At 56.1% G+C, this 26,820-nt stretch carries 29 protein-coding genes; 7 read left to right on the top strand and 22 right to left on the bottom strand.

Translation table 11 applies throughout. The features are described from left to right. Nucleotides 1-141: 141 nt before the first annotated feature. From hisA to hisB, 3 genes are all read right to left on the bottom strand, one after another. Nucleotides 142-870 carry a 1-(5-phosphoribosyl)-5-[(5-phosphoribosylamino)methylideneamino]imidazole-4-carboxamide isomerase gene (gene hisA / locus HEQ18_RS02370; RefSeq protein ID WP_432815376.1) on the bottom strand — a complete coding sequence of 243 codons (729 nt, stop codon included), beginning with the start codon at nt 868-870 and terminating at the stop codon, nt 142-144. A 94-nt stretch (nt 871-964) separates the two neighbouring features. Next, nucleotides 965-1,579: an imidazole glycerol phosphate synthase subunit HisH gene (gene hisH / locus HEQ18_RS02365; RefSeq protein ID WP_432815375.1), complete on the bottom strand. Its 615-nt coding sequence runs from the start codon at nt 1,577-1,579 to the stop codon at nt 965-967. Nucleotides 1,580-1,759: 180 nt separating this feature from the next. After that, nucleotides 1,760-2,347, bottom strand: coding sequence for an imidazoleglycerol-phosphate dehydratase HisB (gene hisB / locus HEQ18_RS02360; protein ID WP_397580391.1), 588 nt, complete (start codon nt 2,345-2,347; stop codon nt 1,760-1,762). A gap of 93 nt (nt 2,348-2,440) precedes the next feature. Between hisB and HEQ18_RS02355 the strand changes: the two genes are divergently transcribed. The 4 genes from HEQ18_RS02355 (at nt 2,441) to gmk (ending at nt 5,623) form a co-directional block, all read left to right on the top strand. Further along, nucleotides 2,441-2,917 carry an SspB family protein gene (locus HEQ18_RS02355; RefSeq protein WP_397580390.1) on the top strand — a complete coding sequence of 159 codons (477 nt, stop codon included), beginning with the start codon at nt 2,441-2,443 and terminating at the stop codon, nt 2,915-2,917. Then, on the top strand, nt 2,914-4,302 hold the full coding sequence (fumC, locus tag HEQ18_RS02350; RefSeq protein ID WP_432815374.1) for a class II fumarate hydratase: 1,389 nt from the start codon (nt 2,914-2,916) through the stop codon (nt 4,300-4,302). Before HEQ18_RS02355 ends, fumC begins: the two co-directional genes overlap by 4 nt. Nucleotides 4,303-4,705: 403 nt before the next feature. Next, nucleotides 4,706-4,900, top strand: coding sequence for a hypothetical protein (locus HEQ18_RS02345; protein WP_397602484.1), 195 nt, complete (start codon nt 4,706-4,708; stop codon nt 4,898-4,900). 69 nt (nt 4,901-4,969) lie between these two features. After that, nucleotides 4,970-5,623 carry a guanylate kinase gene (gene gmk, locus HEQ18_RS02340; protein WP_432815373.1) on the top strand — a complete coding sequence of 218 codons (654 nt, stop codon included), beginning with the start codon at nt 4,970-4,972 and terminating at the stop codon, nt 5,621-5,623. A 9-nt stretch (nt 5,624-5,632) separates the two neighbouring features. Here the strand turns inward: gmk and HEQ18_RS02335 are convergent, their stop codons facing one another. The 9 genes from HEQ18_RS02335 to HEQ18_RS02295 all read right to left on the bottom strand — a co-directional run bounded on the left by HEQ18_RS02335 (nt 5,633) and on the right by HEQ18_RS02295 (nt 10,890). Beyond that, a complete protein-coding gene (locus HEQ18_RS02335; protein WP_432815372.1) occupies nt 5,633-6,109 on the bottom strand; it encodes a DUF3429 domain-containing protein in 477 nt (158 codons plus the stop codon). A gap of 66 nt (nt 6,110-6,175) precedes the next feature. Then, a complete protein-coding gene (locus HEQ18_RS02330) occupies nt 6,176-6,877 on the bottom strand; it encodes an ATP12 family chaperone protein (protein WP_432815371.1) in 702 nt (233 codons plus the stop codon). Beyond that, the gene (locus tag HEQ18_RS02325) at nt 6,874-7,113 is read right to left on the bottom strand and encodes a hypothetical protein (protein ID WP_432815370.1); all 240 of its coding nucleotides are present in this window, start codon (nt 7,111-7,113) and stop codon (nt 6,874-6,876) included. Before HEQ18_RS02325 ends, HEQ18_RS02330 begins: the two co-directional genes overlap by 4 nt. Next, on the bottom strand, nt 7,110-7,772 hold the full coding sequence (locus HEQ18_RS02320; RefSeq protein ID WP_432815369.1) for an HAD-IA family hydrolase: 663 nt from the start codon (nt 7,770-7,772) through the stop codon (nt 7,110-7,112). Before HEQ18_RS02320 ends, HEQ18_RS02325 begins: the two co-directional genes overlap by 4 nt. Then, nucleotides 7,769-8,368, bottom strand: coding sequence for an FMN-binding negative transcriptional regulator (locus HEQ18_RS02315; RefSeq protein WP_432815368.1), 600 nt, complete (start codon nt 8,366-8,368; stop codon nt 7,769-7,771). The genes HEQ18_RS02320 and HEQ18_RS02315 overlap by 4 nt, the downstream gene beginning before the upstream one ends. A 460-nt stretch (nt 8,369-8,828) precedes the next feature. Beyond that, nucleotides 8,829-10,073: an RluA family pseudouridine synthase gene (locus tag HEQ18_RS02310; RefSeq protein ID WP_432815367.1), complete on the bottom strand. Its 1,245-nt coding sequence runs from the start codon at nt 10,071-10,073 to the stop codon at nt 8,829-8,831. Continuing rightward, entirely contained in the window at nt 10,070-10,447 is a 378-nt protein-coding gene (gene crcB / locus HEQ18_RS02305) for a fluoride efflux transporter CrcB (RefSeq protein WP_397603086.1), read from the bottom strand. The genes HEQ18_RS02310 and crcB overlap by 4 nt, the downstream gene beginning before the upstream one ends. A 55-nt stretch (nt 10,448-10,502) precedes the next feature. Next, a complete protein-coding gene (locus tag HEQ18_RS02300; RefSeq protein ID WP_432815366.1) occupies nt 10,503-10,703 on the bottom strand; it encodes a prolyl oligopeptidase family serine peptidase in 201 nt (66 codons plus the stop codon). Nucleotides 10,704-10,746: 43 nt separating this feature from the next. Continuing rightward, complete coding sequence (locus tag HEQ18_RS02295; protein ID WP_432815365.1) at nt 10,747-10,890, bottom strand: hypothetical protein; 144 nt, start codon at nt 10,888-10,890, stop codon at nt 10,747-10,749. 690 nt (nt 10,891-11,580) lie between these two features. Between HEQ18_RS02295 and HEQ18_RS02290 the strand changes: the two genes are divergently transcribed. Both HEQ18_RS02290 and HEQ18_RS02285 read left to right on the top strand, forming a co-directional pair. Further along, nucleotides 11,581-13,224 (top strand): tetratricopeptide repeat protein, encoded by a 1,644-nt coding sequence (locus HEQ18_RS02290; RefSeq protein ID WP_432815364.1) that lies wholly within the window; start codon nt 11,581-11,583, stop codon nt 13,222-13,224. A gap of 149 nt (nt 13,225-13,373) precedes the next feature. Further along, nucleotides 13,374-13,559 (top strand): hypothetical protein, encoded by a 186-nt coding sequence (locus tag HEQ18_RS02285; protein WP_397605874.1) that lies wholly within the window; start codon nt 13,374-13,376, stop codon nt 13,557-13,559. Between the two features lie 240 nt (nt 13,560-13,799). Here HEQ18_RS02285 and HEQ18_RS02280 read toward each other — a convergent pair whose 3' ends face one another. The 3 genes from HEQ18_RS02280 to HEQ18_RS02270 all read right to left on the bottom strand — a co-directional run bounded on the left by HEQ18_RS02280 (nt 13,800) and on the right by HEQ18_RS02270 (nt 15,969). Further along, entirely contained in the window at nt 13,800-14,393 is a 594-nt protein-coding gene (locus tag HEQ18_RS02280) for a hypothetical protein (protein ID WP_432815363.1), read from the bottom strand. Further along, nucleotides 14,393-15,535: an AAA family ATPase gene (locus HEQ18_RS02275; protein WP_432815362.1), complete on the bottom strand. Its 1,143-nt coding sequence runs from the start codon at nt 15,533-15,535 to the stop codon at nt 14,393-14,395. Before HEQ18_RS02275 ends, HEQ18_RS02280 begins: the two co-directional genes overlap by 1 nt. A gap of 104 nt (nt 15,536-15,639) precedes the next feature. Beyond that, nucleotides 15,640-15,969: a type II toxin-antitoxin system HicB family antitoxin gene (locus HEQ18_RS02270; RefSeq protein ID WP_432815361.1), complete on the bottom strand. Its 330-nt coding sequence runs from the start codon at nt 15,967-15,969 to the stop codon at nt 15,640-15,642. Nucleotides 15,970-16,211: 242 nt separating this feature from the next. On the opposite strand from HEQ18_RS02270, the gene acnA reads away from it, so the two are divergent. Then, a complete protein-coding gene (gene acnA / locus HEQ18_RS02265; protein WP_432815360.1) occupies nt 16,212-18,887 on the top strand; it encodes an aconitate hydratase AcnA in 2,676 nt (891 codons plus the stop codon). A gap of 123 nt (nt 18,888-19,010) precedes the next feature. Here acnA and HEQ18_RS02260 read toward each other — a convergent pair whose 3' ends face one another. The 7 genes from HEQ18_RS02260 to ribB form a co-directional block, all read right to left on the bottom strand. Continuing rightward, complete coding sequence (locus HEQ18_RS02260; protein WP_432815359.1) at nt 19,011-19,862, bottom strand: HpcH/HpaI aldolase/citrate lyase family protein; 852 nt, start codon at nt 19,860-19,862, stop codon at nt 19,011-19,013. A 356-nt stretch (nt 19,863-20,218) separates the two neighbouring features. Next, nucleotides 20,219-20,677 carry a MaoC family dehydratase gene (locus HEQ18_RS02255; RefSeq protein WP_432815358.1) on the bottom strand — a complete coding sequence of 153 codons (459 nt, stop codon included), beginning with the start codon at nt 20,675-20,677 and terminating at the stop codon, nt 20,219-20,221. Between the two features lie 148 nt (nt 20,678-20,825). Next, nucleotides 20,826-22,688: an acetyl/propionyl/methylcrotonyl-CoA carboxylase subunit alpha gene (locus tag HEQ18_RS02250; protein ID WP_432815357.1), complete on the bottom strand. Its 1,863-nt coding sequence runs from the start codon at nt 22,686-22,688 to the stop codon at nt 20,826-20,828. A gap of 7 nt (nt 22,689-22,695) precedes the next feature. After that, entirely contained in the window at nt 22,696-22,917 is a 222-nt protein-coding gene (locus HEQ18_RS02245; protein WP_432815356.1) for an HTH-like domain-containing protein, read from the bottom strand. A gap of 316 nt (nt 22,918-23,233) precedes the next feature. Next, the gene (locus HEQ18_RS02240; protein WP_432815355.1) at nt 23,234-24,877 is read right to left on the bottom strand and encodes a carboxyl transferase domain-containing protein; all 1,644 of its coding nucleotides are present in this window, start codon (nt 24,875-24,877) and stop codon (nt 23,234-23,236) included. A gap of 180 nt (nt 24,878-25,057) precedes the next feature. Further along, complete coding sequence (gene ribH / locus HEQ18_RS02235; protein WP_432815354.1) at nt 25,058-25,477, bottom strand: 6,7-dimethyl-8-ribityllumazine synthase; 420 nt, start codon at nt 25,475-25,477, stop codon at nt 25,058-25,060. Continuing rightward, on the bottom strand, nt 25,477-26,778 hold the full coding sequence (gene ribB, locus HEQ18_RS02230) for a 3,4-dihydroxy-2-butanone-4-phosphate synthase (protein ID WP_432815353.1): 1,302 nt from the start codon (nt 26,776-26,778) through the stop codon (nt 25,477-25,479). Before ribB ends, ribH begins: the two co-directional genes overlap by 1 nt. Between the last annotated feature and the right edge of the window lie 42 nt (nt 26,779-26,820).

Raw genomic sequence — 26,820 nt, 5'->3', positions numbered from 1 at the left:
AAAACATGAGGCCCCAAAACAAGGCTGGCTTTTCGGACTTTGCAACTGTGGTAAACGAAAATGAGAAGGTGCTCGCGCGAAACGCGGACACCGCAATCCACCCACAAAGCAATGCAACGAAGATGTCGACAAAAATATACATCAGTTTTGTGCTCCCACCTTAATCGCCGTCGCCAGATCCAGCCGCCCGTCATAAATCGCACGGCCCGTAATCACGCCTTCAATGCCGTCCTTCGCATGTAGCGACAGCATATGGATGTCATCAATGCCCTTCACCCCGCCACTGGCGATCACGGGTATATGCACCCGTCGCGCCAAGTCAACCGTCGCGTCTATATTACAACCGGTTAGCATCCCGTCACGGCCAACATCCGTGAACAAGATAGCCGCAACGCCCGCGTCTTCGAAGCGGCGGGCCAGATCGATGACGGGCATGTCGGATGTCTCGGCCCAGCCCTCAGTCGCGACAAACCCGTCGCGCGCGTCGACTGCGACAACAATACCGTCCGCAAATTCGCGCGCCATGTTCTTCACAAATGCCGGGTTTTTTAGCGCCGCCGTGCCAATCACCAGCCGCGCGACGCCCATGTCGAACCAGCGTTCCACCGTCTGCGGATTGCGAATGCCGCCGCCCAATTGGATGTAGCCGGGGAAATTTTCGATGATCCCCTCCACCGCTTCGGCATTTTCAGGCCGCCCGGCGAACGCACCGTCGAGATCAACCACATGCAGAAATTGTGCGCCTTGTTCGGCAAACAACATCGCCTGCGCCGCCGGATCATCGGCATAGACCGTCGCGCGGTTCATATCGCCCTCGGCCAAGCGCACAACCTCGCCACCCTTCAAGTCAATCGCGGGGAAGACTATCATAACAAACTCTCTCGTCTCTGCGTCTCTGCGCCTCTGCGTGATAAATTTGGTTCGCACAAAGGCACAAAGGCAGGAACATGTTTGTGCGTTTTGGTCACGGCATCCATTCCAGAAAATGTTTCAGAAAATTGATGCCATAAGCCTGGCTTTTTTCCGGATGAAATTGCACACCCATTATGTTGCCGCGGCCTACAGCAGCGACGAGAGTGCCGCCATGTTCCGTCGTAGCCAGCACATCGGCGGCGTCCGCTGCATCAAAGTGATAGCCATGTAGGAAATAAGCTTCGCCGCGCTCTATCAACGGCGCGCCGTCCCGCGGCACCACATCATTCCAACCCATATGCGGGATTTTCAGATCCGGCGCGGGCGCAATCGCGCGCACAGTGCCGCCAATCCAACCCAGCCCGCGCGTGCTTCCATGCTCAACGCCTTCGTCGGCGAGCAACTGCATCCCCACGCAAATGCCTAGAAACGGTGTCGCTTCGAACCGAACGCGCTGTTCCATCGCGGCGGTCATGCCTTCAATGACAGACAAAGCTTCCATACAATGCGCAAAGGCGCCTACGCCGGGCAGAACGATACGGTCGGCCTTGGCAACGATAGCGGGATCAGCGGTCACGCGAATATCGGTCGCGCCCGCCGCCTTCAACGCATTATGCACCGAATGCAGGTTCCCCGCGCCATAATCTATGAGAGCAAGTCCGGTCATTTACAAACTATCGTCACCCCAGCGTAGGAGTGGCACGTTGAACATGCCCCGCATGTTCAAGGATTGTCCGGGGGACAATCCGACCTGCCGCTGGTCCATCACGTCTATCGTTCATGCACGACAGGCGAGATAGGCTCCAGCCTGCGCTGGAGCGACGCGGCGCTGGCATTAAGGCAGGTTTCACAACGTCCCCTTAGTCGACGGGATAGCATCCGCCTTGCGCGGGTCGATCTCAACCGCTTGGCGCAAGGCGCGGGCCAAAGCCTTATAACAGCTTTCAACAATATGGTGGTTGTTCGAACCATATAGATTTTCGACATGCAACGTGATGCCCGCGCTGGTGGCAAAGCTATGGAACCAATGTTCGATCAGCTCGGTGTCCCATTCGCCCAAGCGCGGCATGCCAAGCGATACTTTCCACACAAAATAAGGCCGCCCCGAAATGTCGAGCGCACAACGCGTCAAGGTTTCGTCCATCGGAGCATAGGCCGTGCCATAACGGGTAATACCGCGCTTATCGCTTAATGCCTGTAACACAGCCTCGCCAATGGCGATGCCCGTATCTTCAGTGGTATGATGCTGGTCGATATGCAGGTCGCCTATCGCCTTCACCTTCAAATCGATCAACGAATGGCGCGACAATTGCTCAAGCATATGGTCGAGAAAGCCAATGCCCGTTGACACTTCATACACACCAGTGCCGTCAAGGTTAACCTCAACATCAATGGACGTTTCATTCGTCTTTCGACTGATAGAGCCTGTACGCATGGCCGCCGATATAGCCGCACTAGCGCATTTGGCAAGTTGGCTTGCGGCAATAAGCGTCTTGATTTCGGGCTCCCGTCGGTCCACCTAGAAGCGATGACCGAAGAGCATGTTGATAGCCTGATTCCTTATGATGACGTTGTGCAAGAGGCATTGCGCGCGGTGGTGGGCCGTGTGCTCGGCAATGTCGCGCGCGATGGCCTACCGGGCGATCATCATTTCTACATTACTTTCAAGACTCAAGCCCCTGGCGTTTCCATTCCGCAACACCTGCATGAACGCTTCCCTGACGAGATGACTATCGTGCTCCAGCACAAATATTGGGACCTAAAGGTGGAGGCAGAGCATTTCGAAGTTGGCCTGTCGTTCAGCCAGATCCCGTCGCATCTGTTCATCCCTTATTCCGCGATCACCGCCTTTGTGGACCCAGCCGTGGACTTCGCGTTACAGTTCCACGTTGACGCAGGTGAAAGCGCCCCTGAACCGCACGAAGAAGCCGGCAATGACGGCCCCTCCGTCGTGGTCGAAGACGGCTCCAACGTCGTCAGCGTGGACTTTGGACGGAAAAAGTGACGGGGCAAACCCGCACGGAAACCGACAGTTTTGGGCCCATTGACGTCCCCGCAAACGCCTATTGGGGCGCGCAGACGCAGCGTAGCATCGCCAACTTCCCCTTCCCTGCGCATGAACGCATGCCGATGGCGATTGTGCATGCGCTGGCATTGGTAAAACAAGCCGCGTCGCGGGTTAACCGTAAGCATGGGCTGGATCCGACGCTGGCCGACGCCATTGAAGCGGCGGCAGCGGAAGTCGTCGCCGGAAAGCATGACGATCAATTCCCGCTGACCATCTGGCAGACCGGCAGCGGCACGCAATCGAACATGAACGTGAATGAGGTTATCGCCGGGATTGCCAATGAGGCATTGACCGGAACACGTGGCGGCAAATCGCCCGTGCACCCCAATGACCATGTGAATATGAGCCAATCGTCGAACGACAGCTTTCCAACGGCGATGCATATAGCCATCGCCATGGCGGCACGCGACCAATTGTTAAGGGCCGTTCGGGCATTGGCAGCGGCTTTTGCGATCCATACCGAAAATTGGGCCAATATCGTCAAGATTGGACGCACGCATCTGCAGGACGCGACGCCTTTGACATTGGGCCAAGAATTTTCGGCCTATGTCGCGATGCTCGGTGACAGCGCAGACCGGATTGTCGGCATATGGCCACGGCTTTCGCGGCTCGCACAAGGTGGAACTGCGGTTGGCACCGGCTTAAACGCGCCGCCAAATTTCGGCACAGATTTCTGTACCGAACTCGCCGCCCTGACCGGCGGGGTGCCATGGGTCAGCGCGCCGAACAAATTTGAAGCTTTGGCGTCGCACGACACGCTGGTCGAAATGTCCGCCATCTTGAATACGCTTGCCGTCTCGCTAACAAAAATCGCCAACGACATTCGCTTGCTTGGCTCCGGCCCGCGCGCCGGGCTTGGCGAGCTCATTCTGCCCGAAAATGAACCGGGCAGTTCGATCATGCCCGGCAAGGTCAACCCGACGCAATGCGAAATGCTGACCATGGTGGCCGCACAAGTCATCGGCAATCATCAGGCGGTTACGATTGGCGGAATGCAGGGGCATTTGCAGTTGAATGTGTTCAAACCGATGATTGGTGCAAATGTCCTGCGTTCGATTGAACTGCTTAGCATCGGCATGGAAAGCTTTGCCAAAAACTGCGTCGATGGCCTTGAACCCGACCGTGTGCGCATCGCGGACTTGGTCGACAGATCGCTCATGCTCGTCACCGCGCTCGCGCCGATCATCGGCTATGACAATGCCGCCAAGATCGCCAAACAGGCGCATCGCGACGGAACCACCCTGCGCGAAGCGGCGTTGGCATCTGGACTGGTTGACGAAGCCACTTTCGATACCCATGTCAGGCCAGTGGATATGGTTTAGGGTCAGGACCTATTAAATCCACCTTCGCGGTTTGAGGCCATACTGTTCAGTGCAAGGCGGCAAAGCGCAGGCTTAGTGGTTCTAAGTCTAGCTTTGCCAACGTGGCAATGGACAGTATGGGTCAAATCCGAAGGACGCCAAAATGGCTTTGATCTCAAAGCAAAATGCCCTTGCAGGCAGAATAGCTGCCTGCGGCGGACATTTTGCTTCGATATCTTTGCCATTTTGACGCCGCGAAGGTGGATTTAATAGGTCCTGACCCTAAGGCATTGCACCGTCATGCTGAACTTGTTTCAGCATCTTAGTTTTTGACGGTGGCGATTTAAGTAAGATCCTGGAACGTCAGTCACCGCAGGTGAAACAAGTTCAGGATGACGACATTTAAGGGATATGGACACAGAATATGCTAAAATCCATCGCAGGAGCCGTTATTGGCGAAGTTATTGGACGCAAGCAGGGTCATGGCTTGCTCGGCGCTGGCATTGGTCTGGTGGCTACGCGCTTGGCGACCCGCTCGATTCCGGGCCTGTTGCTCGTCGGCGGCGCAATTGTGGCCAAAACCATCTATGACAAAAGCAAAGAGCGCAAGGACGCCTAACCAGCTTTCGTCACCCGCCGACCGCGCTTCCCTCTTGACGCCGCCCTGCCCTTTCGCGCAGTAGCGGCTATGGCCCATAATGACACCCATAAGCCGTATGACTTGGAGCGCCGCGGCCTCCTGTTCGTCCTTTCGTCGCCTTCCGGGGCTGGCAAGTCCACGCTTTCGCGCATGTTGCTGGATGCCGATGAAAAGATCGCCTTGTCGGTATCCTACACAACCCGTCCCCCCCGGCCCGGCGAAATTGAGGGCGTGCATTATCACTTCACCGATGTCGCGACATTCAAGCAAATGGCGGCTGACGGCGAATTTCTGGAATGGGCGCATGTTTTTGGCAACCGCTACGGCACGCCAAAGGCCCCCGTTGAGAAAAAGCTTGCGGCAGGTTGCGATGTCCTGTTCGACATCGACTGGCAAGGCGCGCAGCAATTATATCAAGAGGCGGGCCCCGACGTCGTGCGCGTTTTCATCTTGCCCCCATCGATTGAGGAGCTGGAGCGCCGGTTATTAAGCCGCGCGCAGGACAGCGAAGCCGTCATTAGCGACCGAATGAGCCGCGCAAAGGCGGAAATCGGGCATTGGGACGGCTATGACTATGTGCTTATCAACGATGATGTGCAGGCCTGTTTTGAAAAAGTGCGGCAAATACTCGCGGCCGAACGCATGAAACGGCGGCGGCAAAAGGGCCTGATCGGCTTTGTCCGTGACATTGCTGCGACTTAGGGCCGCGACTTACGCCAACCCCGCCAGCAACAGGGTCAATCCGCCCAGCCCAATCGACAAATGCCAGCGCAACTTCATCCAGCCCGCTGGCAAGGCACAGCGCGCCGACAGCCAGCGATCCGCCAAGGGCGATAGCAAAAGGAAAAACCCAAGCCATGCCATCGACGGGCCGGGCCATTCCCATCCCAAAATCCATGGCGCATAGGTCGCAAGAGCCAGCAAGCTGGGCGCAACGGCAAGTGCAAATATGCCATTGGCCGACGCGTCATCCCGGCGCGTGGTCGCGCCAAGCGCCCACCACATGCCGCCAATGAAGCTGAAGATAAATGCGGCATAACCATAAGCCAAAGCAAGACCGGTCCAGCGATATTCGGAACCCGACACCACCATCGCGGCAGCAATAATCTGCGGCAATAATCCGGCATAGCCAGCGATAAAGGCCGCCTTGGGAATGGGGCGTAAGGTGAATGTCGCGCTGTCGGTCATGGCTAAATCCTTATATGCAACGCGCCGTTACCCGCTCTGGTCACCCCCTGCGAGATGGGTATTCACCTATGTTCCCGGCGTCAGCAGGTCGAGAAAGCGGACCGCAGCCATGAATTCACCGGCGCGGTCGCTGCGGTTTTTTTGCGCCCAATGGTCGGCGCCCCATAACTCTTCCTGCCAAAGCTCATCGAGGCAAGCGGCGTTCCAAATGTCTTCGGGCGTGCCAGCGCGCTCAACGACCGCCAAGGTTGCAACGAGCGACCCCGACAAATGCGCAAGCTTCGCCATTGCCGCCAGTTCAAACGTGCCGCGCGCAGTGACGACCCCGCGCAATGTGTCCAGCGTTGCGGCGGGTTGCGGCTGGTGCATGATGCCTTCGACAATCACGAAGCTGATGTCATAGCGCGCTTTCGCCCAATCCAGCCAAGGGTCCCAAATCTGTGCCTGCCGCTCGGCAAGAGCCTCGCCTGCTGCGCCGCGATAGCAAAATAGGTCGGTCTCGCCATATGCGGCGATGGCGGCGGCAAAGCCAGCCTGATCCGGAGCGATCCGGTCAATGGCGGCATTGGCAAAGCCGGTCACGGGCATCACTATCGGGTTGAGCGTTTTTTCCACCGCTTCCCACTCGGCCACCACCGCGTCCGCCATTTTCTGCGTCGGCAGCGCGAGCGCATTGCCCGTGGGTGTCTTTACTGGACGCCCGTCGAGCCTGACGGCTTGGCCCAAGGGGGTGGGTTCAAGCGTAACCGCTTTCCAAAACCGCCTCATAGACCGGGTTTACTTTTCCATCTTTTGGACAGGATTACAGGCACGAAAAGAAAGTCGAGTATACCGACCAGAAACAACAGATATCCCGCCGCCTTGGGCAGTCCAAACGCCTCCCGCGCGATGACGGCAAGGCCCACGACAAGCATGATTGCGCCCGTGATCCGGCACAAGTTGATGACCAGAAAGCGATATTGCGCCTGCATTTCTGCGCGGGCCTTCTCATCGATTGGCGTCATGCAAAATCCTTTAGATAGGCCTTCAGATCGTCCATGCTTTCGGCAATATAGTCTGCCCCTGCTTCGCGCAACTCTGCAACGCGGTGATAGCCCCAATTGACGCCCACGGTGCGCGTTCCGGCCGCACGGCCCATATGGATGTCGAACACGGTATCGCCAATGACCACTGCATTGCGTGCGTCCGCGCCCACATCGGCCAGTGCCTGATACACCATCGACGGGTGCGGCTTGGACGGGTGGCGGTCGGCGGTTTGCAGCGTGACGAACAAGCCCGTAATCGCATGATGGTCCAAACAGCGGATCAGCCCACGATCGGACTTGCCCGTCGCCACGCCCAGCTTCCATCCGTCTTCGTCCAGTTCGGACAATAAAGCCGCCATGCCGTCATATAATGGCTCATCGACCAAGCCATTGTTGCGCAGGTTGAGGAAAGCGCCTCGGTAATGTTCGGCCAACTCATCATGGGTTTTGTCATCGGCATGGGGCAACAACACCCGCATCGATTCCACCAAAGACAGCCCAACCACGCGCCGTATATCCTGCCGCAGCGGCGGCGTGCGCCCCGCACCCTCAAACGCATGCTCCATCGCCATACAGATATTGGCCTGACTATCGACCAAAGTCCCGTCGCAATCAAATATGGCGATTTTCACCGTCACCGCAGATTGCGCATCAAATCAGCGATATCGCGCTTGCCTGCACGCTCGGCACCGTCGGCAGCGGCGTTGCGCACGGCGTCGGGCTTGTTTTGCCCGAGCTTAGATGTGCCGCGCCACGCGGTGATGTCCATATTAAAGCCGACTATGCCCCGAAGCATCTTTTCGAAATAACCGTCTGCCATTTTCGATCGGTTCCAAACCGGTTTTGGCGCCAATTTCGATTCCTGAAATAGACTAAGCGCATCGGATTGGGCGATAAGCGCCGCCGCGTCCATTTGGCGCATATTGCCCTGCATCTCTATGGCGCAATAATTCCAGGTGGGAACCTGATTATCCATGCCATACCAATCCGGGCTGATGTAACCGTCCGGACCGTTCACAACAAACAATGCTTCTGCGCCATCCAGATATTTCGTCATCGCGTTGTTACGCGCCAAATGAAAACCAAGCCGATCCTCCGCCAGAAAAACGAACGGCAGATGCGCCACACGCGGACCTTCTGGGGTGGCCATGAAGAGCATGCCAAACCCTATATCCTGCGCAAAGACCCGCAACGCATTGCGATCCTCCCAAGCGAATGCAGCATTTGGATGCATATCTAGCTACCTGCTTTCAACAATGTGCACATAAGTAAAGGTACGGCAGCTATCCAAAGGGCAAGTTGCATCATAATCCCACAAAAATACATGTTGTTCGTTCCCCCCTCGTCGTTCTGACGACCCGTCAGAATCTCAAACCCATGCCCTTTATGCTAAAACAAGTTCAGCATGACGAGAGGGAAGTTGCGTGGGTATTCCTAAGCGAAGTCACCCTGAACCCTTACCCGTCACCTAAAACCCTTACCCGTCACCCTGAACTTGGTTCAGGGTCCATTTCTCCACCGCAACCGCCGGTCGTTTGGCACGATAGACCCTGAACCAAGTTCAGGGTGACGAAAAGGAGGACGTCATCAGCATAACGATAGGAGGCCGTAGAAAGCGACATCTTCCTGCCTTCGTGTCTTCGTGCGAACCAAAAAAGCAAGAAGGTTCGCACAAAGACACGAAGACATAAAACCTATTTCTTCCCAGCAGGCTTTTTCGCAGGGGTCCTTTTTGCCAGCGCTTTACCCGTCACGGCCTTCTTAATCACCGGCTTCTTCGCCGCGATTTTCTTGCCAGCGGCCATTTGGCTGCGTTTATTATCCTGGGGTTTGTCGGACACCGAACCGCGCGAGCGGCGTTCGCCCTTGCGTTCTTTACGCGCCGACTTGGCGATGTTGGCTGCAACGCGCTTTTTGCCTTCGGCGGTTTCGCTGAACTTAGGCGCGTCCAAAACCAAAGCATCGCCCAATTCCATATCGAAGCCCAAATCGTCAAAGCTGGCCTTCATATGCGGGGGCAGATCCGCACGAACGTCGATTTGATGGCCTGCGGGATGGTCAATGCGGATGCGGCGGGCGTGGAGATGCATTTTGCGGCTGATCGTGCCCGTCAGAAACGCGTCCTTGCCGCCATATTTGCCGTCGCCGACAATCGGATGGCCAATCGCGGCCATGTGCACGCGCAACTGGTGCGTGCGGCCAGTATAAGGCTGCAATTCGACCCAGGCGGTTGCGTTGCCCGCCCGTTCAACGATGCGATAGCGGGTGCGCGCCGATTGCCCGTCTTTTTCGTCGACATGCATTTTTTCACCGCCGCTGCCCGGTTGCTTGCCGATGGGCAGGTCAATGAAACCATCGGCAATGTCCGGCACGCCGACGACCAACGCCCAATATACCTTGCGCGCGGTGCGCGACGAAAATGCCTTAGCAAAATGCCCCGCCGACCGCGATGTCCGCGCAAGCAGCAACGCGCCCGATGTGTCCTTGTCCAAACGATGGACAAGCTTTGGCCGGTTATCAAGTTCAAAGCCCAAGGCATCGAGCAAGCCGTCAACATGGTTCTCGGTCTTGGTTCCACCCTGTGTCGCAAGGCCGGCTGGCTTGTTAATCACCAAAGCAGCATCATCCTTGTGGATGACCATGCTCAGCGCGAATTCCATTTCGTCTTCGGTCAGGTCACGGCGCTTACGCACGGGCCGTGCGCTGGAGGATGCAGAGGTATCCGCAGGCGGAACGCGCAAAGTCTGTCCGGCCAACAACCGGTCACCCGGCGTGGCCCGCTTGCCATCTACGCGCAATTGCCCCGTGCGCGCCCAGCGCGACACGATGTTGAACGACGCATCGGGCAAATGCCGCTTGAACCAGCGGTCCAATCTTATGCCATCATCATCAGGGGCGACGACAAATTGTCGTATGCCCTTATCGTCATTCTTGCTCATGCCCAAATTGCCTTTGCTATCGCCATACCAGCGAAAATTGCGCCAAGCGCCAATACTACCGACGCCAGCGCATAGATTGCCGCAAGGCCCATCTGCCCGCGTTGCACCATCTGCGCCATTTCAAGGCTGAAGGCGCTGAATGTCGTAAACCCGCCCAATACGCCCACACCCAGAAACAGACGCAACGGTTCCGCCGCATTGTCCCCGCGCATCAACCACATTGCCAATATACCCATGCATAGCCCGCCCGCGACATTTGCCGCAAAGGTAGGCCATGGCCAGCCAGCAGCGCCAACGGGCAAGGCGCGGGACAGGCCATAACGCAAGGCTGCGCCCATGGCTCCGCCCGACATGACAAGGATGATGGGGTTCATGCCCGCGCTGTAGCGGGACAAAGCCTACTTTAGCAAGCTTTGCCGCCGCGCAAGATCATGAGGCGGGATTATGCTTTGCCAAAAATGCCTCCATCGACGACAGCAATTTGATCCGGTCTGCCTCACGCGTAAAATAATGGTCGGCGAGCGGGAGCGAGACAAATTCGACCGCTTTGTCCGCCTTGGTCATGGCATTGAACATTTTTTGCGACTGGACATGATCGACCGTCACATCCCGCTTTCCATAGATCAGCATCAATGGTGCCTTGATCTTCGCAATGGCGTTAACCGGCGACAGTTCAGCGCACTGCCACAAATGGCAGGCTGGCAAATGCCTCCACGCTTGGTGGCGCAGCAGGCGTGGTTGCCGCAACGGGCGGCGGCGTTTGGGCAAATGCCGATCCCGTCAACAGCAATGCAGCAAGCAGAAAGCGACACATCATGCATTTTTCCTCAAAGTGATTCTCCTCATTTTTTAACGCCTTTTGCCGAAAAGCGCAAAAAATAAAGATAATATATCAATCACTTCGAGGTTTTATTTTTGAACCGCCCGCGACAACACCGATGACAAGGTTCATGGCCGGGTTTGAACGGCACTGAATATCAGGCCGAGAAAAATACAGGCAGGTTGAAAAGATTAGGGTCAGGTTGCGACCCGATGGACGTTTCGGCGTAACCCCCGCCACGATCCGCGTTTGACGCATCGATCATGGCAGAACCCGAGCCCAGGACAACACAAGCCAACTGAGGGGAATTGGCAATTTAACCCTCCCGATTAAGGACCAACATGACCGGGGGAATTATTGTTTATCACCGAACTCGGGTTCATAACCTTCGATATACACCTGTTTACAATGCACAGAAGTAACGTTCAGGTAACATCTGGGCCTCGGGGATAATCGCCTTTTGTATCCGGAACTTGTTGGTCTGCACTGCGTTTATCACATGAGGCAAATGATACATTGAACCGCCGTTACATTTACCATGTAACGGTCCCAGCAGTGTGCACGCACTTAACCTGCTGTATGAAATCGTGACGCAGGAGACCTCCGATTACATTTACAGACAAAGATACCGACCCAAATTTTTCGGTCAGGGTTAATGAAGAGCGTGACGTCGTTTTATCCAGCGCCGTGTTTCAACGTTCGCCCGTTTTGTCGGGTTTGCTGCGCTATTTGATCGACGAAACGATTGCCGGTCGCGCTAGCACGTTAAAATCATTCATTGTTGCGGTCGATGCATTGGGTCGCAAGCAAGATTTCGATTCCGCATCGGACAGTTCGGCCCGCGTCCAAATGGGCCGACTGCGCAAAACGCTGGAAAGTTATTACGGGCAAAATGCGCCAAGCGCCGGTGGCTGCATTTACCTGCTTCCGGGTTCTTATGTCGTCCATTTGGATGCGCGCGAACTTGCCTATCCCAAGCTGACGCCGTTACAAAACGCACAAGAACCCTCGGTTGCGGAAGACACCGCGCATATATCGCCGCCAGCAGGTTCGGCACAGTCGTCAATTCCCTTTTATCGCCGGTCTTTTCTCGTGCCTTTCCTTATCCTCCTCGTCATTTCCCTTGTTGCAGCAGCAGCTTATTTCACGCAAAAAAAGCCCACAGCCGTCTCGGTCTATCGCAGCCCGATCCTGGAAATCATTCCCATCGACACCGGCAAAGACCGGCAGGCGGGGCAAACCTCGCGCCGCATCGCCAGCTTTCTGGCCGATGATCTCAGCCGCTTCAAGATATCGCGCGTTCGGGTCGGCACCGGACCTGCTTCAGCCGCAGAGTTCATCGATAGACCCCATGTCTATCGTCTCTATTCGCGGCTCGTAACGGACGAAGACGATGTCACATTATATCTGAATATTGACGATGCGCAGGCTGATATCATGATCTGGTCACGCATCGTGATCATCCCGCCCGAGCCCGAAAAAATGCGCGCTGCACTTGTTCCTATCATGGGAGAAATTAATGGCGCGCAAGGTGTCATTGCGTCTTATGAGGCGGTGCAGACGCGTAACAGGAATGATGGCGGCTATCCCTGCCTCCTAAAATATTTCGAATTTTCGCGATACCATGGCGACATATTAGAGAACAAAGTTGCCGCCTGTCTCGAAAAGCCAGTGCTTGAACCGCATATCCGTGGCACAATTCTGGGTGTCCGCGCTTTATTCGAAATGGAACGCAAAAGCGCGGCAGCAGATGTGTATGCTGCTTATGCCCGCGGCATAAAATTTGCGCGCGCTGCGATCATTGTCGATCCCAATGATGGCTGGGCCAATTTTGCTGTCGCCAACCTGGCTTATTTGAAGCAGGATTGCCTCACCGCACGTTTGTACACACAGCGGACCATGACAGCGAACCCGAACAGCGCGGCGTTTTCGGCCATACTTGCCGGCCTCGCGCCCATTTGTGATTATCCTGACGCGGAAAAACTGCTCGATCAGGCTCTCCAAACACAAAGTCCCTACTTCGCAAGGGCGCGACTTCAGTTGGTTTTAGCGGCGATATCACAGAACCGGCCAGAAAAAATTGATGAAATTTATGACGCGGAATTGCCCTTATCACGTTATAACCGTTCCAATTTTTACCTGACAGAGGCCATGATTGCCGCAAGCAAGGGGCAACGCGCTAAAGCCGCGCGCTACTGGGACTTGTTTGCAGCCACCACGCCCCGGCAAAGCAAGACGGCGGATGACAAGCTGCGCGATGTCATCGTCGTTCCGGCGGCGCGCCAACAGATGATTCAGTATCTGCAGGATGCAGGTGTTACAATCTCCTGACCGGACGGCGCGAAAAATGCCTGCCCCCATATCGCCCCAGCGCAGGCTGAGGCCCATCACACCTCGCAGGCGAACGATAAGCGTGATAGGCACGCCCCAAGCGCGCGCGCGACAGTCCGCCGCGCCGGCGCTTATGTTAAGGAAAATATATGATCCCCTTTGTCACCATGACCGACGTGCGCGGCCAAAAAATCTCGGTCAATCCCGAAATCGTGCAGTTTGTCCGCGTCGCCGACAATGCACATGATGAATGCTTGATCGTATTTGGAAAGGACCAATTGTTGCGCGTGCGCGGCAGCCTAGATGAGGTGACGGACAAGCTACGCCAAGGATAATCGCGGGTTGAAGCCGCCCCGCTTCATCCGGTAGGCGCCAAACTATCAAAAAACCGCTGCGTCCGCTCCTCGTCGCCCCAGCGCAGGCTGGGGCCCATCGCGCCTGTTGGGATAGCGGAAAGACGTTATGGGCACCATCCTGCGCTGGTGCGACGTAGGTTTGTGCTGCCCACTCAGCACGCCAACCAGTCCCGCCCACAAAATACCTGCGTCATGCTGAACTTGTTTTGATTCTGTCGATCATTGGTCAACCTCTCTTAACCTTTCCACCGCTCGCCTAAGGCTATCAGATCTCTGTGAAGCTTGTTCGGGGGCCCATATCTCTCTCACAAATGAGCACAGACGTGAGTTGTAGCCCAGTCCCTGTGAAGCCAATGCCCCCTTGGAACGAATTAGGTCGTTCTTCACATCTCTTGGTGCTCTTTTGGCGCATCGAAGGAGGTACTGTTTTGGGTCCGGTAAATGATCCGGATTCAGAGTGATATTGTTTGCACCTCGTTCAAGCAACGTTGCCATCCCTTGGTGGTCAGCAAGCAGCCACGATTCAACCTCTCGAACTGCAACACGGAATATCAGATTTGCATTTTTGGGCACCTGACCAAACCAGCTATTAATCAAAGCACTGGCACATTGCGTATCATCTAAATCGGTCATTAAAAACACCGGGTGCCTAAGTGCCATTCTATTAAAGTCTAAGCATTTCCGTTTCAGATAACCATTGCCGCCGCGACGTAGCATGTTTGCGACTTCAAATGTCGGAAGTATATCTTCCACCAAACGAAGGCCTACTGCTTCGCTTAGCTCATCCTCAGTCGCAATAGTAATATAAGGCACTACCAGAAACCCAATTGCTCTGCTGTTTTTGGTCGAGTGACTGGAAGAGCAACCTCTGCGACAGAAAATCCATCAGCTATCGATTTAGACTCTTCGTCGCCGAGTTTTCTAACCGTGGAACCGTTCGCTCCACTCTCGATCAATAAAACTCCGTTCGCATCAATACCAGGATTGCTAAGCAGTGCCACGCTATGAGTAGTAATGATAGTTTGGCGTTTTCGCTTGCTCGCTCGCTGAATTTTTTCCAGCATGAGAGGAATTTGCGATACTATTGCATCATTGAGAGACAACTCCGGTTCTTCAAGTAGCAGCAATGAGTTTCCGTCCAGCAAAGACCATAGCAACCCCAGCAAACGAAGTGTACCGTCAGAAAACTGATCCTCTCTCTGCCACCCGGCGTTTGGCCTATGGTGTTTGTATCGTGCCCTTAAATGAGGTCTGCCATTCACTGCATCTTTCTCAAAAGCTAGCTCTTCAAACTGCGGAACCGCAGCTTGTAATGCTTTACCAATTTTCGTTAAACGAGAGTCCCTCGATCGTGCGGTCGCACGCGCAATCCGCTCGAGAAAACCCTGCCCGAAAGGGTCATCTTCAAGAACATGGCCCCCTATTCTATCGCCAAATTTCAACAGTTGCGGGACTAAGTGCAGATATGTGGTTTCTCCAAAAAATTCTGCGATTTCGCGGAACTCTTCATTCGCTTGAATTTGTTCAAGATGTGTCTGAGTTAGCCGAGTTTGATCTTTCTTGTCTCCGTCATCCGGGCGAGAAATTATAACCTTGCCGTTTTTGCGAACTTCCTCTTTTGATATGATAATTCGTTGAGCACCTTTACCTTCTGGCTTGAATGCAATCGTGTAATTCCAGTTGTTGTCTCCAGCTTCAATTTGGAGTTCAATGCTAACCTCTGGAGCACTGCGCGCATGTAGGCACCTCAATTTCGAGATACCTCCACGATCGGCAATAGCTTTCTGGAGCCCTCCCCCTTGCGCTTTGCTGATGTCTCGTAAAAATCGGAATACATCTAAGAGGTTAGATTTACCTGCCGCATTTGCACCGAGGAGATATGTTGTTTCTGCCAACGGGACGTCTGCCTCGCGGAAATTCCGCCAATTTCTGAGTTTGAGATTTCGGACAATCATTCGGGTTCCAATTTCTATCGAGCGTCAATAGGCTTACAGCGTATAACGGCACAATGAGAGGGTTCGCAAGTCTCACTAGACTTAGTTGAATAAAGGATACCCCTCTACCCCACCCGCCCCACATTCTCCGCCAACACACTCGCCACATAGCTGTTCAACGAAACGCCCTCACGCGCGGCGACGATCTTGAGCTTCTCATGCAAGGAACGCGGCACGCGTTGACGCCATTGGCCGAGCGATGATGGTCCCGGCAATTCGCGGCCAAGTGCCTTTGCCGCGTCCATCCATTCGCCAATCGCGCGTTCGGCATCGGCCAAGGCTTCTTCGGGCGTCTCGCCATCGCCGATGCAGCCGGGCAGCGCCGGAACGCTTGCCAACCAGCCGCCGCCATCGGCCTGCGCCAAGGGTTCGACCATGATTGCATATTCAGTCATTTTCTGGACCATCATTTTCTACTCTCGTCATTTGAATGATGATACCTTATGCGGTATCATTATCCAATATCTTTTCATTGTCCGCCACTTGCACCCCCACCCCATAAGCGCTAAGGCGCGGCCAGCAAACGACTCTCCCGCTTTTGTGCTGGTTTGACGCGCGTTTATTGGCCGTAGATAGCGGCAACCGTGTTGTCTTCCCCATCCGGCCAAAAGCCCAAATTTTAAGGGACCATATCACCATGACCGCAATCGGATTAGACAGCCTGCAAACCCGTTCCACCTTGACCGCTGGCGGTAAGACGGTGGATTATTTCTCGATCAAAAAGGTCTCGGAGAAATTGGGCGATGTGTCGCGTTTGCCGTTTTCGATGAAGGTATTGCTCGAAAATCTGCTCCGTTTTGAAGATGGCGGCTTCACCGTATCGGTGCAGGATGTGCAGGCGTTGATCGATTGGCAGAAAGACGCAAAGTCGGACCGCGAAATTCAATATCGCCCTGCCCGCGTATTGTTGCAGGATTTCACCGGCGTGCCGTGCGTGGTCGATCTCGCCGCGATGCGCGATGCGATGACCGCGTTGAAGGCGGACCCGTCGAAGATTAATCCGCTGGTCCCCGTCCATCTGGTCATCGACCATAGCGTCATGGTCGATGAATTCGGCCATCCCAAGGCGGCGGAGCAGAATGTCGAAATCGAATATCAACGCAATGCGGAGCGGTATGACTTTTTGAAATGGGGTTCCAAGTCGCTCAATAATTTCAAGGCTGTCCCCCCCGGCACCGGCATTTGCCATCAGGTCAATCTGGAGCATATTGCGCAGGCCGTTTGGACCAGCACTGGCGTTGACGGCGCGACGATAGCTTACCCCGATACCTGCGTTGGCACCGACAGCCATACAACGATGATCAACGGCCTGGGCGTCCTTGGTTGGGGCGTGGGCGGGATTGAGGCGGAGGCCGCGATGCTGGGGCAGCCGGTGTCGATGTTGATCCCCGAAGTCGTCGGCTTCAAGCTGACCGGTGCATTGGCCGAGGGCGTGACCGCAACTGACCTAGTGCTGACCGCAACGCAAATGCTGCGCGCCAAGGGCGTGGTTGGCCGCTTTGTCGAATATTATGGCCCCGGCCTTGCGTCGCTTAGCCTTGCCGACCGAGCGACATTGGCCAACATGGCGCCCGAATATGGCGCGACCTGTGGCTTCTTTGGCATTGATGAAAAGACCATCGAATATCTGCGCCTGACCGGCCGGGATGAGGACCAGATTGCGCTTGTGGAGGCTTATGCCAAGGAACAAGGGCTTTGGGCCTATGCCGATATGGCCGACCCGATTTTCACCGACACGTTGGAGCTGGATATGGCATCGGTGGTGCCTTCGCTAGCTGGACCGAAGCGGCCGCAGGACAAGGTCATCCTGACCCAAGTCGACAATGTGTTCAACGACGACCTCATCAACGTCTACAAGCATGACAGCGCAAAGCGCGTCGCGGTTGAGGGCAAGACGCACGATATTGGCGATGGCGATGTTGTGATTGCCGCAATCACAAGTTGCACCAATACATCGAACCCAAGCGTATTGGTTGCCGCTGGTTTGGTGGCGCGTAAGGCCAATGCCTTTGGCTTGCGTCCCAAGCCATGGGTGAAGACATCGCTTGCGCCGGGGTCACAGGTTGTAACCGATTATCTCGATCGTGCGGGCCTGACGGCGGATCTGGACGCGGTCGGCTTTAACTTGGTCGGCTATGGCTGTACCACCTGCATCGGCAATTCGGGACCATTGGCCGAGCCGATTTCGGCGGCGATTAACGGCCATGACATTGTCGCTGCCTCGGTCATTTCGGGCAACCGCAACTTTGAAGGCCGCGTGTCGCCCGATGTGCGCGCGAACTTCCTGGCCTCGCCGCCTTTGGTGGTCGCTTATGCGCTTAAGGGCACCGTGACCGAAGACTTCACCACGACGCCCATCGGGCAAGCAACCGACGGTAGCGACGTGTTCCTGCGCGATATCTGGCCCACCAACCAAGAGGTGCATGATGTCATGACCGCAAACATCGACCGTTCGATGTTCACCGCGCGTTATGCGACGGTCTATGAAGGCGATGCGCATTGGCAGAAGATCCAGGTCGAAGGCTCGGACACCTATACATGGCGCGCCGGGTCGACCTATGTCGCCAATCCGCCTTATTTTGAAGGGATGAGCATGACGCCCGCACCGGTGATGGACATCATCGAGGCAAAGCCGCTAGCGATCTTGGGCGATTCCATCACCACCGACCATATTTCGCCCGCCGGTTCGATCAAAGCCGACTCGCCAGCCGGAAAGTTCCTTTTAGAACATCAGGTTAGCAAGGCAGACTTCAACAGCTACGGCGCGCGGCGCGGCCATCATGAAGTCATGATGCGCGGCACCTTCGCCAATATCCGCATCAAAAACGAAATGGTCCCCGGCATCGAAGGCGGCATGAGCAGCTACCATGGCGAAATCATGCCCATCTACGACGCCGCCATGAAGCATAAAGCCGACGGCACGCCATTGGTGGTCATCGCCGGCAAGGAATATGGCACCGGCTCTTCGCGCGATTGGGCCGCCAAGGGCACCAACCTGCTCGGCGTCCGCGCCGTCATCGTCGAAAGCTTTGAACGCATCCACCGTTCGAATTTGGTCGGCATGGGCGTATTACCGCTGCAATTCATGGACGGTGAAAGCCGGACGACCTTGGGCCTGACCGCTGATGATAGCTTCACAATCACCAGCGTTGGAATGCTTCAGCCGCGCCAGACCGTGACCGTGATGGTCACCCGCAAGGACGGTTCAACGTTCAATTTCGACACTTTGTGCCGCATCGACACCGCGAACGAAGTCGAATATTTCATGAACGGTGGAATTCTGCACTACGTGTTGCGGAAGCTTGCGGCTTAGGCATAATGCCGGTTCAGTTGACCCGTCGCCCCAGCGCAGGCTGGGGCCCATCACGTCTGTCAGTCTGACTGCAAGGCGAGATAGGCTCCAGCCTACGCTGGAGCGACGCATTATTTTGACGGCCTAAACTCGTTTTAAAATCGACAGCGCCGCTTTCAAATGCGGCGCGTCGATCATTTTGCCGCCGATTTGCAAAACACCCGCTCCGGGGTTGGCTGCGAACGCATCAACGATTGATTGGGCATGCGCCATCTGCGCCGAAGAAGGCGCAAAGCCAGCGTTGATGGCGGCAACCTGCGACGGATGAATGGCGAGCATGCCGCTAAAACCATCGCGCGCGGCGCGGGCCACATAGGCGGCAAGACCATCCTGATCACTTATGTTCGGAAACACCGTATCAATCGCTGCAACACCTGCGGCATGGGCGGCAAAAAGCGTGAGCGACCGGACCATTTCATATGGCGCAGTGTAGCTGCCGTCCGCCTCTCGCGACGTCGCAGCCCCTACCGAAGCGGGCAAATCCTCTGCCCCCCAACTGACACCCGCCAGATAAACTGCGACGTCACGCAAGCTGCCGAGGTCAAACACCGCGCCTGGCGTTTCGGTTGCGATGGGCAAGATGGGTGGTGCCTCGCCATCCTGACTATCGGCCACTGCCGCGGCTTCGGCGCGTAGCCAATTGACCGAGCGCGCGCCTTCTGCCTTGGGCAAGACAATAGCATCTGGAATATAGGGCAGGACTGACGCGAGATCGTCATGCGTCATATGGCTATCTTGCGGGTTCACACGGACGAACACGGGCACTGGCCGGTCGCCGGAAAGATACTCCGCCGCCGCCTCGCGTGCGACAATTTTGCGCTCCAAGCCGACTGAGTCTTCTAGGTCGATGATAATGGCATCAGCGCCGCTGGCGGCGGCCTTGGCAAAGCGATCAGGCCGGTCACCCGGGACGAAAAGGAGCGAGCGTAGTTTCATGGAGGCGACGCCTTTCAACTTCACCGAAGCCCTGAGCCTGTCGAAGGGCGCTTATCGGTGGGGCGTGCTTCGACAGGCTCAGCACTAAGGTCTAGGGTCAGGACCACTTAAATCCACCTTCGCGGCGTCAAAATGGCAAAGATATCGAAGTAAAATGTCCGCCGCAGGCAATCATTCTGCCTGCAAGGGCATTTTGCCTCGAGATCGAAGCCATTTTGGCGTCCTTCGGATTTGACCCATTTTGTTCATTGCCGCGTTGGCAAGCTTGGACTTAGAACCACTAAGCCCTGCGCTTACCGCCTTGCACTGAACAATATGGCCTCAAACCGCGAAGGTGGATTTAATAGGTCCTGACCCTAGTTATCAGTCAGCGCTTTCTTTAGCAACGCGGCACGCTCAGTTTGGCAAACAAGTTCGTTACGTTGATTGATGCATCGGTGCAGAAAAGTCACAACCCCGGCATCGGGCCGTGACTTGCTCTCCTTGAGCGCAATAACCTCGGTCTCGGCGCGCAACGTATCGCCGATAAACACTGGTTTTGGCATCACCAACTTATCATAGCCGAGATTGGCGACCAACGTACCAAGCGTCGTGTCGCCTACCGATAGCCCAACCATCAGCGCAAAAGTGAAGGTGCCGTTGACGAGAATCTGCCCAAACTCACTGGCCTTCGCCGCCTCCGCGTCGATATGCAGCGGTTGCGGATTGTGGGTCATGACCGAGAACAAAAGATTGTCTGTCTCCGTCACCGTGCGGCGAATTTCGTGGGCGATGGTGTCGCCGATTTGCCATTGGTTGAAGTAACGTCCTGACATTAAATCCTCCCCGAACCGGGGAGGTGGCGCGCCGAAGGCGTGACGGAGGGGCACGTGCCGCCTACGCTTCGCTCGACCGAGGGTGCCCCTCCACCACCTGCGGTGGTCCCCCTCCCCGTTTCGGGGAGGATTTTTGTGCCGCTCATCATCATTCCACCACCGCTATCCGCACTAACAACGCCTCAACCTGCACCTGCGCGCCAGCCACGGCATTAAGTTCCGCCACGACCCCGTCAAACGGCGCAATGAGGCTATGCTCCATCTTCATCGCTTCGAGCGTGAGGAGCTTCTGACCCTTGGTGACATTATCACCCGCCGCAACCTCGACCGCGATGATGCGACCAGGCATGGGGGAGAGGATATCGCCGTCATGGGCTGAAGCATGCGCGCCGCCAGCATAGCGATAAGGTTCGACCCACCAAGTCTGACCATTGCCAGTCTGGAAGAAGCCCTTTGGCGGGTCTTGGCTAAAAACGAACGGCCTTGGATCGACATACTCAAGTATCGGAATTTCGACTATTGTCGCAACCCCATCGACCGACAAGACAGCCTTGTGATTGCGATTCCGGTTGAGGCGGAAGCCCGCAACTGCCTGATTGGTATACTGCTCTGCGCTCCGCGCCAAACAATGCTTGTCGGGGGCCTCGTCAGGAATCAACGCGTCGCCTGCGCGCTGCAGCAGACCGGTATCGACATTGCCCGAGGCAAAATCCGGATGTTCAAGCGCGTTGATAAGAAACGCGGCATTGTTTTTAACCGGCCAAATTTTGCTATCGTTCAAAGCCCATGCGAGCGACCGTATCGCGCCTTCGCGGTCCAAATCATGGGCGATCATTTTGGCAATCATCGGGTCATAAAATGGCGAGACTTCGGACCCCTGACACACGCCTGTGTCGATACGGACACTGCCATCGAGCTCGAAAAACTCCAGCCTGCCAACGCTCGGCAAAAATCCTTTCGCCGGGTCTTCGGCATAAAGCCTTGCCTCCATCGCCCAACCATCAATGCTCAGCTCGTCCTGCCGAAGCGGAAGTGGCTCGCCGCTCGCTACGCGCAATTGCCATTCGACCAGATCGACCCCAGTAATCTCCTCAGTGACGGGATGTTCGACCTGCAACCGGGTGTTCATTTCCATGAACCACACGAGGTCCGGATCGATGAAGCCCTTGGAAGAATCGGCGATGAATTCGATCGTTCCAGCACCAACGTAATTTACGGCCTTTGCTGCGCGAACAGCCGCTCCACAAATCAGCTCGCGGGTGTATGGCGTCACCCCCGGCGCAGGGGCTTCCTCAATCACCTTCTGGTGACGGCGCTGGAGCGAGCAATCGCGTTCGAACAGATGGACGATGTTGCCATGGGTGTCGCCGAAGACCTGCACCTCAATATGGCGCGGGCGTTGGATATATTTCTCGATCAAGACATGGGCGTTTCCGAACGAAGCGGTCGCCTCACGCTGGCAAGAGGCGAGCGCATCGGCAAAGTCGCCTGCGTCATCAACCTTACGCATCCCCTTACCGCCGCCGCCCGCGACGGCCTTAATCAGCACAGGATAGCCGATTTCGGCGGCGCGTTCGGCGAGAAAATCCGGGTCTTGATTTGCACCCATATAGCCGGGGGTGACGGGTACACCCGCTTGGGCCATCAGCTTCTTGGCCGCATCTTTCAGGCCCATTGCGGTAATGCTGGCAGGGTTCGGCCCAACCCAGATCAGCCCGGCATCAATCACCGCTTGCGCAAATTCGGCATTTTCGGAGAGAAAACCATAGCCCGGATGGATCGCCTCTGCTTTCGTGGCGAGCGCAGCCGCGATGATGTTCTCGCCCACAAGATAGCTCTCCCGCGCCGGAGACGCCCCAATATGCACCGCCTCATCCGCTTCTCGCACATGCAGCGCCTTAGCATCGGCATCCGAATAGACCGCAACCGTGCGAATACCCATGTCGCGCGCGGTACGGATAATCCGACAGGCGATTTCGCCCCGGTTGGCGATGAGGAGGGATTTGATCATGGGTGTGTTAGCATTTGACTTTAAGCGAAACGTGGTCGGCCAAACGTACACCCTTGCGGAGCTCTGTGCCGAATGACTTTCCAATGCCTGCACGTTCTGCGAGGTCATGCAGGTTCATTCCGTCAAGCCGCTGAGAGTGGCGAATTCCAAAGAGATGAATCGCTACCACCTTGTCGCCCTTGCCAGCTGCCGCAACTGTTTGTTTCAACTCATCAACAATGTCACTCATCGTCTTCCTTTCAAGTCGTAAACACCTTAAATCCTCGGCGTACCCTCAAAATCTACGCCGTGCCGAGACAGCGCTTATTTGTTCGTAAAGAAAACGATCCAAGAGCCAAGAATCAGGGCGGTCAGCGTCCAACGCAGCCACCCCCGATAGTATTCCTTGTCACATTCTCGCGAGCAAATCGGGTTTCGGTCGTGATAAACTGGGAAAGCGGTGAAGATCGGTCCACCTCCACAATTCGAACAATAGTGCTTATACCGATAACGACCCGGCGAGCCCGGTACATTCATAACCCTGATATTTTTAGTTCGCCTTTTACTCACATCCGGAACACCCCGAACCGGGGCGCCTCCTCGACTGGCGCATTTAGCACCGCCGCGAATGCCAGCCCCAGCACATCCCGTGTCTGCGCCGGGTCGATGATCCCGTCGTCCCACAGGCGCGCGGTGGCGTAATAAGGGTTGCCTTCATCTTCATATTTCTGACGGATGGGCGCTTTAAAGGCTTCGGCCTCCTCCGGCGTCCATTTCTCGGCGTCACGGTGCACGGTGGCGAGGACGGAGGCAGCTTGTTCGCCGCCCATCACCGAAATCCGCGCATTGGGCCACGTAAACAGGAAGCGCGGCGAATAAGCCCGCCCGCACATGCCGTAATTGCCCGCGCCAAAGCTGCCGCCGATCAGCACGGTAATTTTGGGCACGCTTGCGGTGGCGACGGCGGTGACGAGTTTTGCGCCGTGCTTGGCGATGCCTTGCGCCTCATATGTGCCGCCGACCATGAAGCCGCTGATGTTTTGCAGGAACAATAACGGGGTGCCGCGTTGCTGCGCCAGTTGGATGAAATGCGCGCCCTTGACCGCGCTTTCCGAGAATAACACGCCGTTATTGGCAAGGATCGCGACCGGCATCCCCCAGATATGCGCGAAACCACAGACGAGCGTGGTGCCATAAAGCGCCTTGAACTCATGAAACTCGCTGCCATCGACAAGCCGCGCAATGACCTCGTGGACGTCATAAGGCGCGCGCACGTCGTCGGGGATAACGCCGTAGAGTTCGTCCGCGTCATATTTGGGCGGGCGCGGCTCGCGTGCCCCGGCGCAGGCCGGGGTCCAGCCTGACGGCGTCTGGGCCCCAGCCTGCGCTGGGGAACACGCTCCGCCCAAATGCGAGATTATATCACGCACAATGGTCAGCGCATGTTCGTCATTCTCCGCGACATGATCGACCACGCCCGATTTACGGCCATGCAAATCGCCGCCGCCGAGATCCTCCGCGCTGATTTCCTCTCCAGTCGCGGCCTTGACCAATGGTGGCCCGGCGAGAAAGATTGTACCTTGGTTGCGGACAATAACGCTCTCGTCGGACATGGCGGGCACATAAGCGCCGCCTGCGGTGCAGCTTCCCATAACGCAGGCGATTTGCGGAATGCCCTTTGCGCTCATATTGGCTTGGTTGAAAAAGATGCGCCCGAAATGGTCACGGTCGGGAAAAACCTCGTCCTGATGCGGCAGGTTCGCGCCGCCGCTGTCGACCAGATAGATGCACGGCAAGTGGTTCGCCTCGGCAATTTCTTGTGCCCGCAAATGCTTTTTGACGGTCATCGGGTAATAAGTGCCACCCTTTACCGTCGCGTCATTGCAGACAATCATGCACTGGCGGCCCGAAACGCGGCCTATTCCCGTGATCAGGCCAGCACCGGGAATTTCGCTATCATACAGGTCGCACGCTGCAAGCTGGCCGATTTCTAGGAAAGGCGAACCGCTATCCAGCAGGCGTTCGACGCGCTCCCTTGGCAGCAATTTGCCACGCGACGTGTGCCGCTCGCGCGACTTCTCATTACCGCCCAGCGCTGCTTCAGCCACCTTTGCCCCAAGCGCATCGCGCAACGCCCGATTGTGGGCAGCGCGCGCCTTAACCTCCTCGGAGTCGGGGTTTATCGACGTTGGCAGGACGGGCGCGCTCATGCAGACACTCCGTCATGCTGAACATTTTTCAGCATCCATTTTTCCTCTCAAGCCCGGCCCTTAGAGGCGCGATGGACCCTGAACCAAGTCCAAGGCGACAAAATTGCTATACTTGGGAAGTATATAACGCGCAAAGCAGGAAAAGGAATGCGCAACTTTATTACGCAACCCAATTTTTCGTCACCCGAATTTACTTTGTAACGCCAACAAGGCCATCGCCGCAATGGCCGCCTCCCCGCCCTTGTCCTTTTGCTTGGGGTCAGCGCGCGCAATGGCTTGCTCTTCGTTTTCAACGGTCAATATCCCGTTGCCGATTGCGATGCCGTCCATCGTCAACGCCATGATACCGCGCGCGCTTTCACCAGCGACGATCTCAAAATGATAGGTTTCCCCGCGAATAACGACACCAATGGCGACAAAGCCGTCATACATCTGCGCCTCTGCGGCCATTGCAATTGTGCCGGGAATTTCGAGCGCGCCGGGCACAGTAATAACCTCAACCTCATGCCCCTTGGCCTTCAACGCAGCCTTCGCACCTGACACGAGCATGTCGTTCAGATGGTCATAAAACCGTGCTTCAACGATAAGAAACTTTGCCATTACTCGCCTCCAGTGCCGGGAATAGGCCTTTCGCCTACAATGGAAAGGCCATAGCCTTCAAGGCCGACCAGCGTGTGGTGCGTGTTGGTGAGCAACATCATGTCGTGGACGCCAAGTTCGGTCAGGATTTGCGCACCGCCGCCATAATCGCGCAATTCCTCGATCTCCGGCGCTCCAGCTTGCTTGCCCTCGGCGCGCAGTTGCATGAACCGGGAAACGACGTTTTTCATTGGCTTGTTGATGACCACAATAACGCCAGCGCCTTCGTCCGCAATGGCCTCCATCGAGCGGGACAGCAGGCCAGAACGCTCGTTTTCTTCGCCAAACACGTCAACGAACATCGACATGGTGTGCATCCGCACCAAACTCGGTTTTTCAGGGTCAATTCGCCCCTTAACCAAAGCGATCGTCTCATCGCCCGTCGCCTTGTTGTAAAAGGTCATGGCGGTCCAGTCCCCGCCCCAGCGGCTGTTGAACTTCATCTCCGCACGCTTTTCGACCAAATGGTCATGCTTGCGGCGATAGGCGATTAAATCCCGAATCGTGCCCATTTTCAGGTTATGCATACGGGCAAAGGCAACAAGGTCGTCCATCCGCGCCATTGTGCCATCGTCTTTCATGATTTCACAAATCACGCCCGACGGATTGAGACCAGCAAGCCTGCTGATATCGACAGCGGCTTCCGTATGGCCAGCGCGCACAAGCACGCCGCCATCGCGTGCCGTCAGTGGAAAGACGTGCCCCGGCGAAACAATATCGTCTGGGCCCATGGAGGCATCCACAGCAACGGATATGGTGCGCGCGCGGTCTGCGGCGCTGATGCCTGTCGTAACGCCCTCACGCGCTTCTATGGACACTGTAAAGGCGGTCTGCATGCTTTCGCGGTTTTCCCGCGCCATAGGCGTCAGGCCAAGCTGTTCGCAGCGCATTTTGGTCATGGAAAGACAGATGAGCCCACGGCCATGCGTGGCCATGAAATTGATCGCGTCTGGCGTTGCCATTTGCGCAGGGATAATCAGGTCGCCCTCATTTTCACGATCCTCATCATCGACGAGAATATACATACGGCCATTGCGCGCCTCTTCAATGATTTCCTCAATCGGCACGAGCGCAGCCGTGTCATCGTTAGAGAACAAATAGCTTTCCAACTTACGCAAAGTCTCAGCGGTCGGGTTCCAGCCCGGCTCATCCAAGTCGCGCAAGGTATTGGCATGAAGGCCAGCAGCGCGGGCCAAGCCGGACCGTGACAAGCCACCGTCGTTGACGAGGCTCCGAAGTTTCGTGATCAGTTGCGTGCTCATGATTCGTCTTTTTCACACTGTGATGTGATTGTCAAAGTGCAT

This window comes from Sphingorhabdus sp., from assembly GCF_050921905.1.
In the GTDB taxonomy this organism is placed as follows: Bacteria; Pseudomonadota; Alphaproteobacteria; order Sphingomonadales; family Sphingomonadaceae; genus Sphingorhabdus_B.
The sequence above is the reverse complement of the archived record's forward strand: the minus strand, read 5'-3'. Positions and strand labels throughout refer to the sequence as shown.

Excerpts from the sequence above, each read along its gene's own strand:
- hisA (WP_432815376.1), bottom strand. The coding sequence starts at position 870 with ATGATAGTCTTCCCCGCGATTGACTTGAAGGGTGGCGAGGTTGTGCGC.
- hisH (WP_432815375.1), bottom strand. The coding sequence starts at position 1,579 with ATGACCGGACTTGCTCTCATAGATTATGGCGCGGGGAACCTGCATTCG.
- hisB (WP_397580391.1), bottom strand. The coding sequence starts at position 2,347 with ATGCGTACAGGCTCTATCAGTCGAAAGACGAATGAAACGTCCATTGAT.
- HEQ18_RS02355 (WP_397580390.1), top strand. The coding sequence starts at position 2,441 with ATGACCGAAGAGCATGTTGATAGCCTGATTCCTTATGATGACGTTGTG.
- HEQ18_RS02345 (WP_397602484.1), top strand. The coding sequence starts at position 4,706 with ATGCTAAAATCCATCGCAGGAGCCGTTATTGGCGAAGTTATTGGACGC.
- gmk (WP_432815373.1), top strand. The coding sequence starts at position 4,970 with ATGGCCCATAATGACACCCATAAGCCGTATGACTTGGAGCGCCGCGGC.
- HEQ18_RS02335 (WP_432815372.1), bottom strand. The coding sequence starts at position 6,109 with ATGACCGACAGCGCGACATTCACCTTACGCCCCATTCCCAAGGCGGCC.
- HEQ18_RS02330 (WP_432815371.1), bottom strand. The coding sequence starts at position 6,877 with ATGAGGCGGTTTTGGAAAGCGGTTACGCTTGAACCCACCCCCTTGGGC.
- HEQ18_RS02325 (WP_432815370.1), bottom strand. The coding sequence starts at position 7,113 with ATGACGCCAATCGATGAGAAGGCCCGCGCAGAAATGCAGGCGCAATAT.
- HEQ18_RS02315 (WP_432815368.1), bottom strand. The coding sequence starts at position 8,368 with ATGCATCCAAATGCTGCATTCGCTTGGGAGGATCGCAATGCGTTGCGG.
- HEQ18_RS02310 (WP_432815367.1), bottom strand. The coding sequence starts at position 10,073 with ATGAGCAAGAATGACGATAAGGGCATACGACAATTTGTCGTCGCCCCT.
- crcB (WP_397603086.1), bottom strand. The coding sequence starts at position 10,447 with ATGAACCCCATCATCCTTGTCATGTCGGGCGGAGCCATGGGCGCAGCC.
- HEQ18_RS02300 (WP_432815366.1), bottom strand. The coding sequence starts at position 10,703 with ATGCTGATCTATGGAAAGCGGGATGTGACGGTCGATCATGTCCAGTCG.
- HEQ18_RS02295 (WP_432815365.1), bottom strand. The coding sequence starts at position 10,890 with ATGATGTGTCGCTTTCTGCTTGCTGCATTGCTGTTGACGGGATCGGCA.
- HEQ18_RS02285 (WP_397605874.1), top strand. The coding sequence starts at position 13,374 with ATGATCCCCTTTGTCACCATGACCGACGTGCGCGGCCAAAAAATCTCG.
- HEQ18_RS02275 (WP_432815362.1), bottom strand. The coding sequence starts at position 15,535 with ATGATTGTCCGAAATCTCAAACTCAGAAATTGGCGGAATTTCCGCGAG.
- HEQ18_RS02270 (WP_432815361.1), bottom strand. The coding sequence starts at position 15,969 with ATGACTGAATATGCAATCATGGTCGAACCCTTGGCGCAGGCCGATGGC.
- acnA (WP_432815360.1), top strand. The coding sequence starts at position 16,212 with ATGACCGCAATCGGATTAGACAGCCTGCAAACCCGTTCCACCTTGACC.
- HEQ18_RS02260 (WP_432815359.1), bottom strand. The coding sequence starts at position 19,862 with ATGAAACTACGCTCGCTCCTTTTCGTCCCGGGTGACCGGCCTGATCGC.
- HEQ18_RS02255 (WP_432815358.1), bottom strand. The coding sequence starts at position 20,677 with ATGTCAGGACGTTACTTCAACCAATGGCAAATCGGCGACACCATCGCC.
- HEQ18_RS02250 (WP_432815357.1), bottom strand. The coding sequence starts at position 22,688 with ATGATCAAATCCCTCCTCATCGCCAACCGGGGCGAAATCGCCTGTCGG.
- HEQ18_RS02245 (WP_432815356.1), bottom strand. The coding sequence starts at position 22,917 with ATGAGTGACATTGTTGATGAGTTGAAACAAACAGTTGCGGCAGCTGGC.
- HEQ18_RS02240 (WP_432815355.1), bottom strand. The coding sequence starts at position 24,877 with ATGAGCGCGCCCGTCCTGCCAACGTCGATAAACCCCGACTCCGAGGAG.
- ribH (WP_432815354.1), bottom strand. The coding sequence starts at position 25,477 with ATGGCAAAGTTTCTTATCGTTGAAGCACGGTTTTATGACCATCTGAAC.
- ribB (WP_432815353.1), bottom strand. The coding sequence starts at position 26,778 with ATGAGCACGCAACTGATCACGAAACTTCGGAGCCTCGTCAACGACGGT.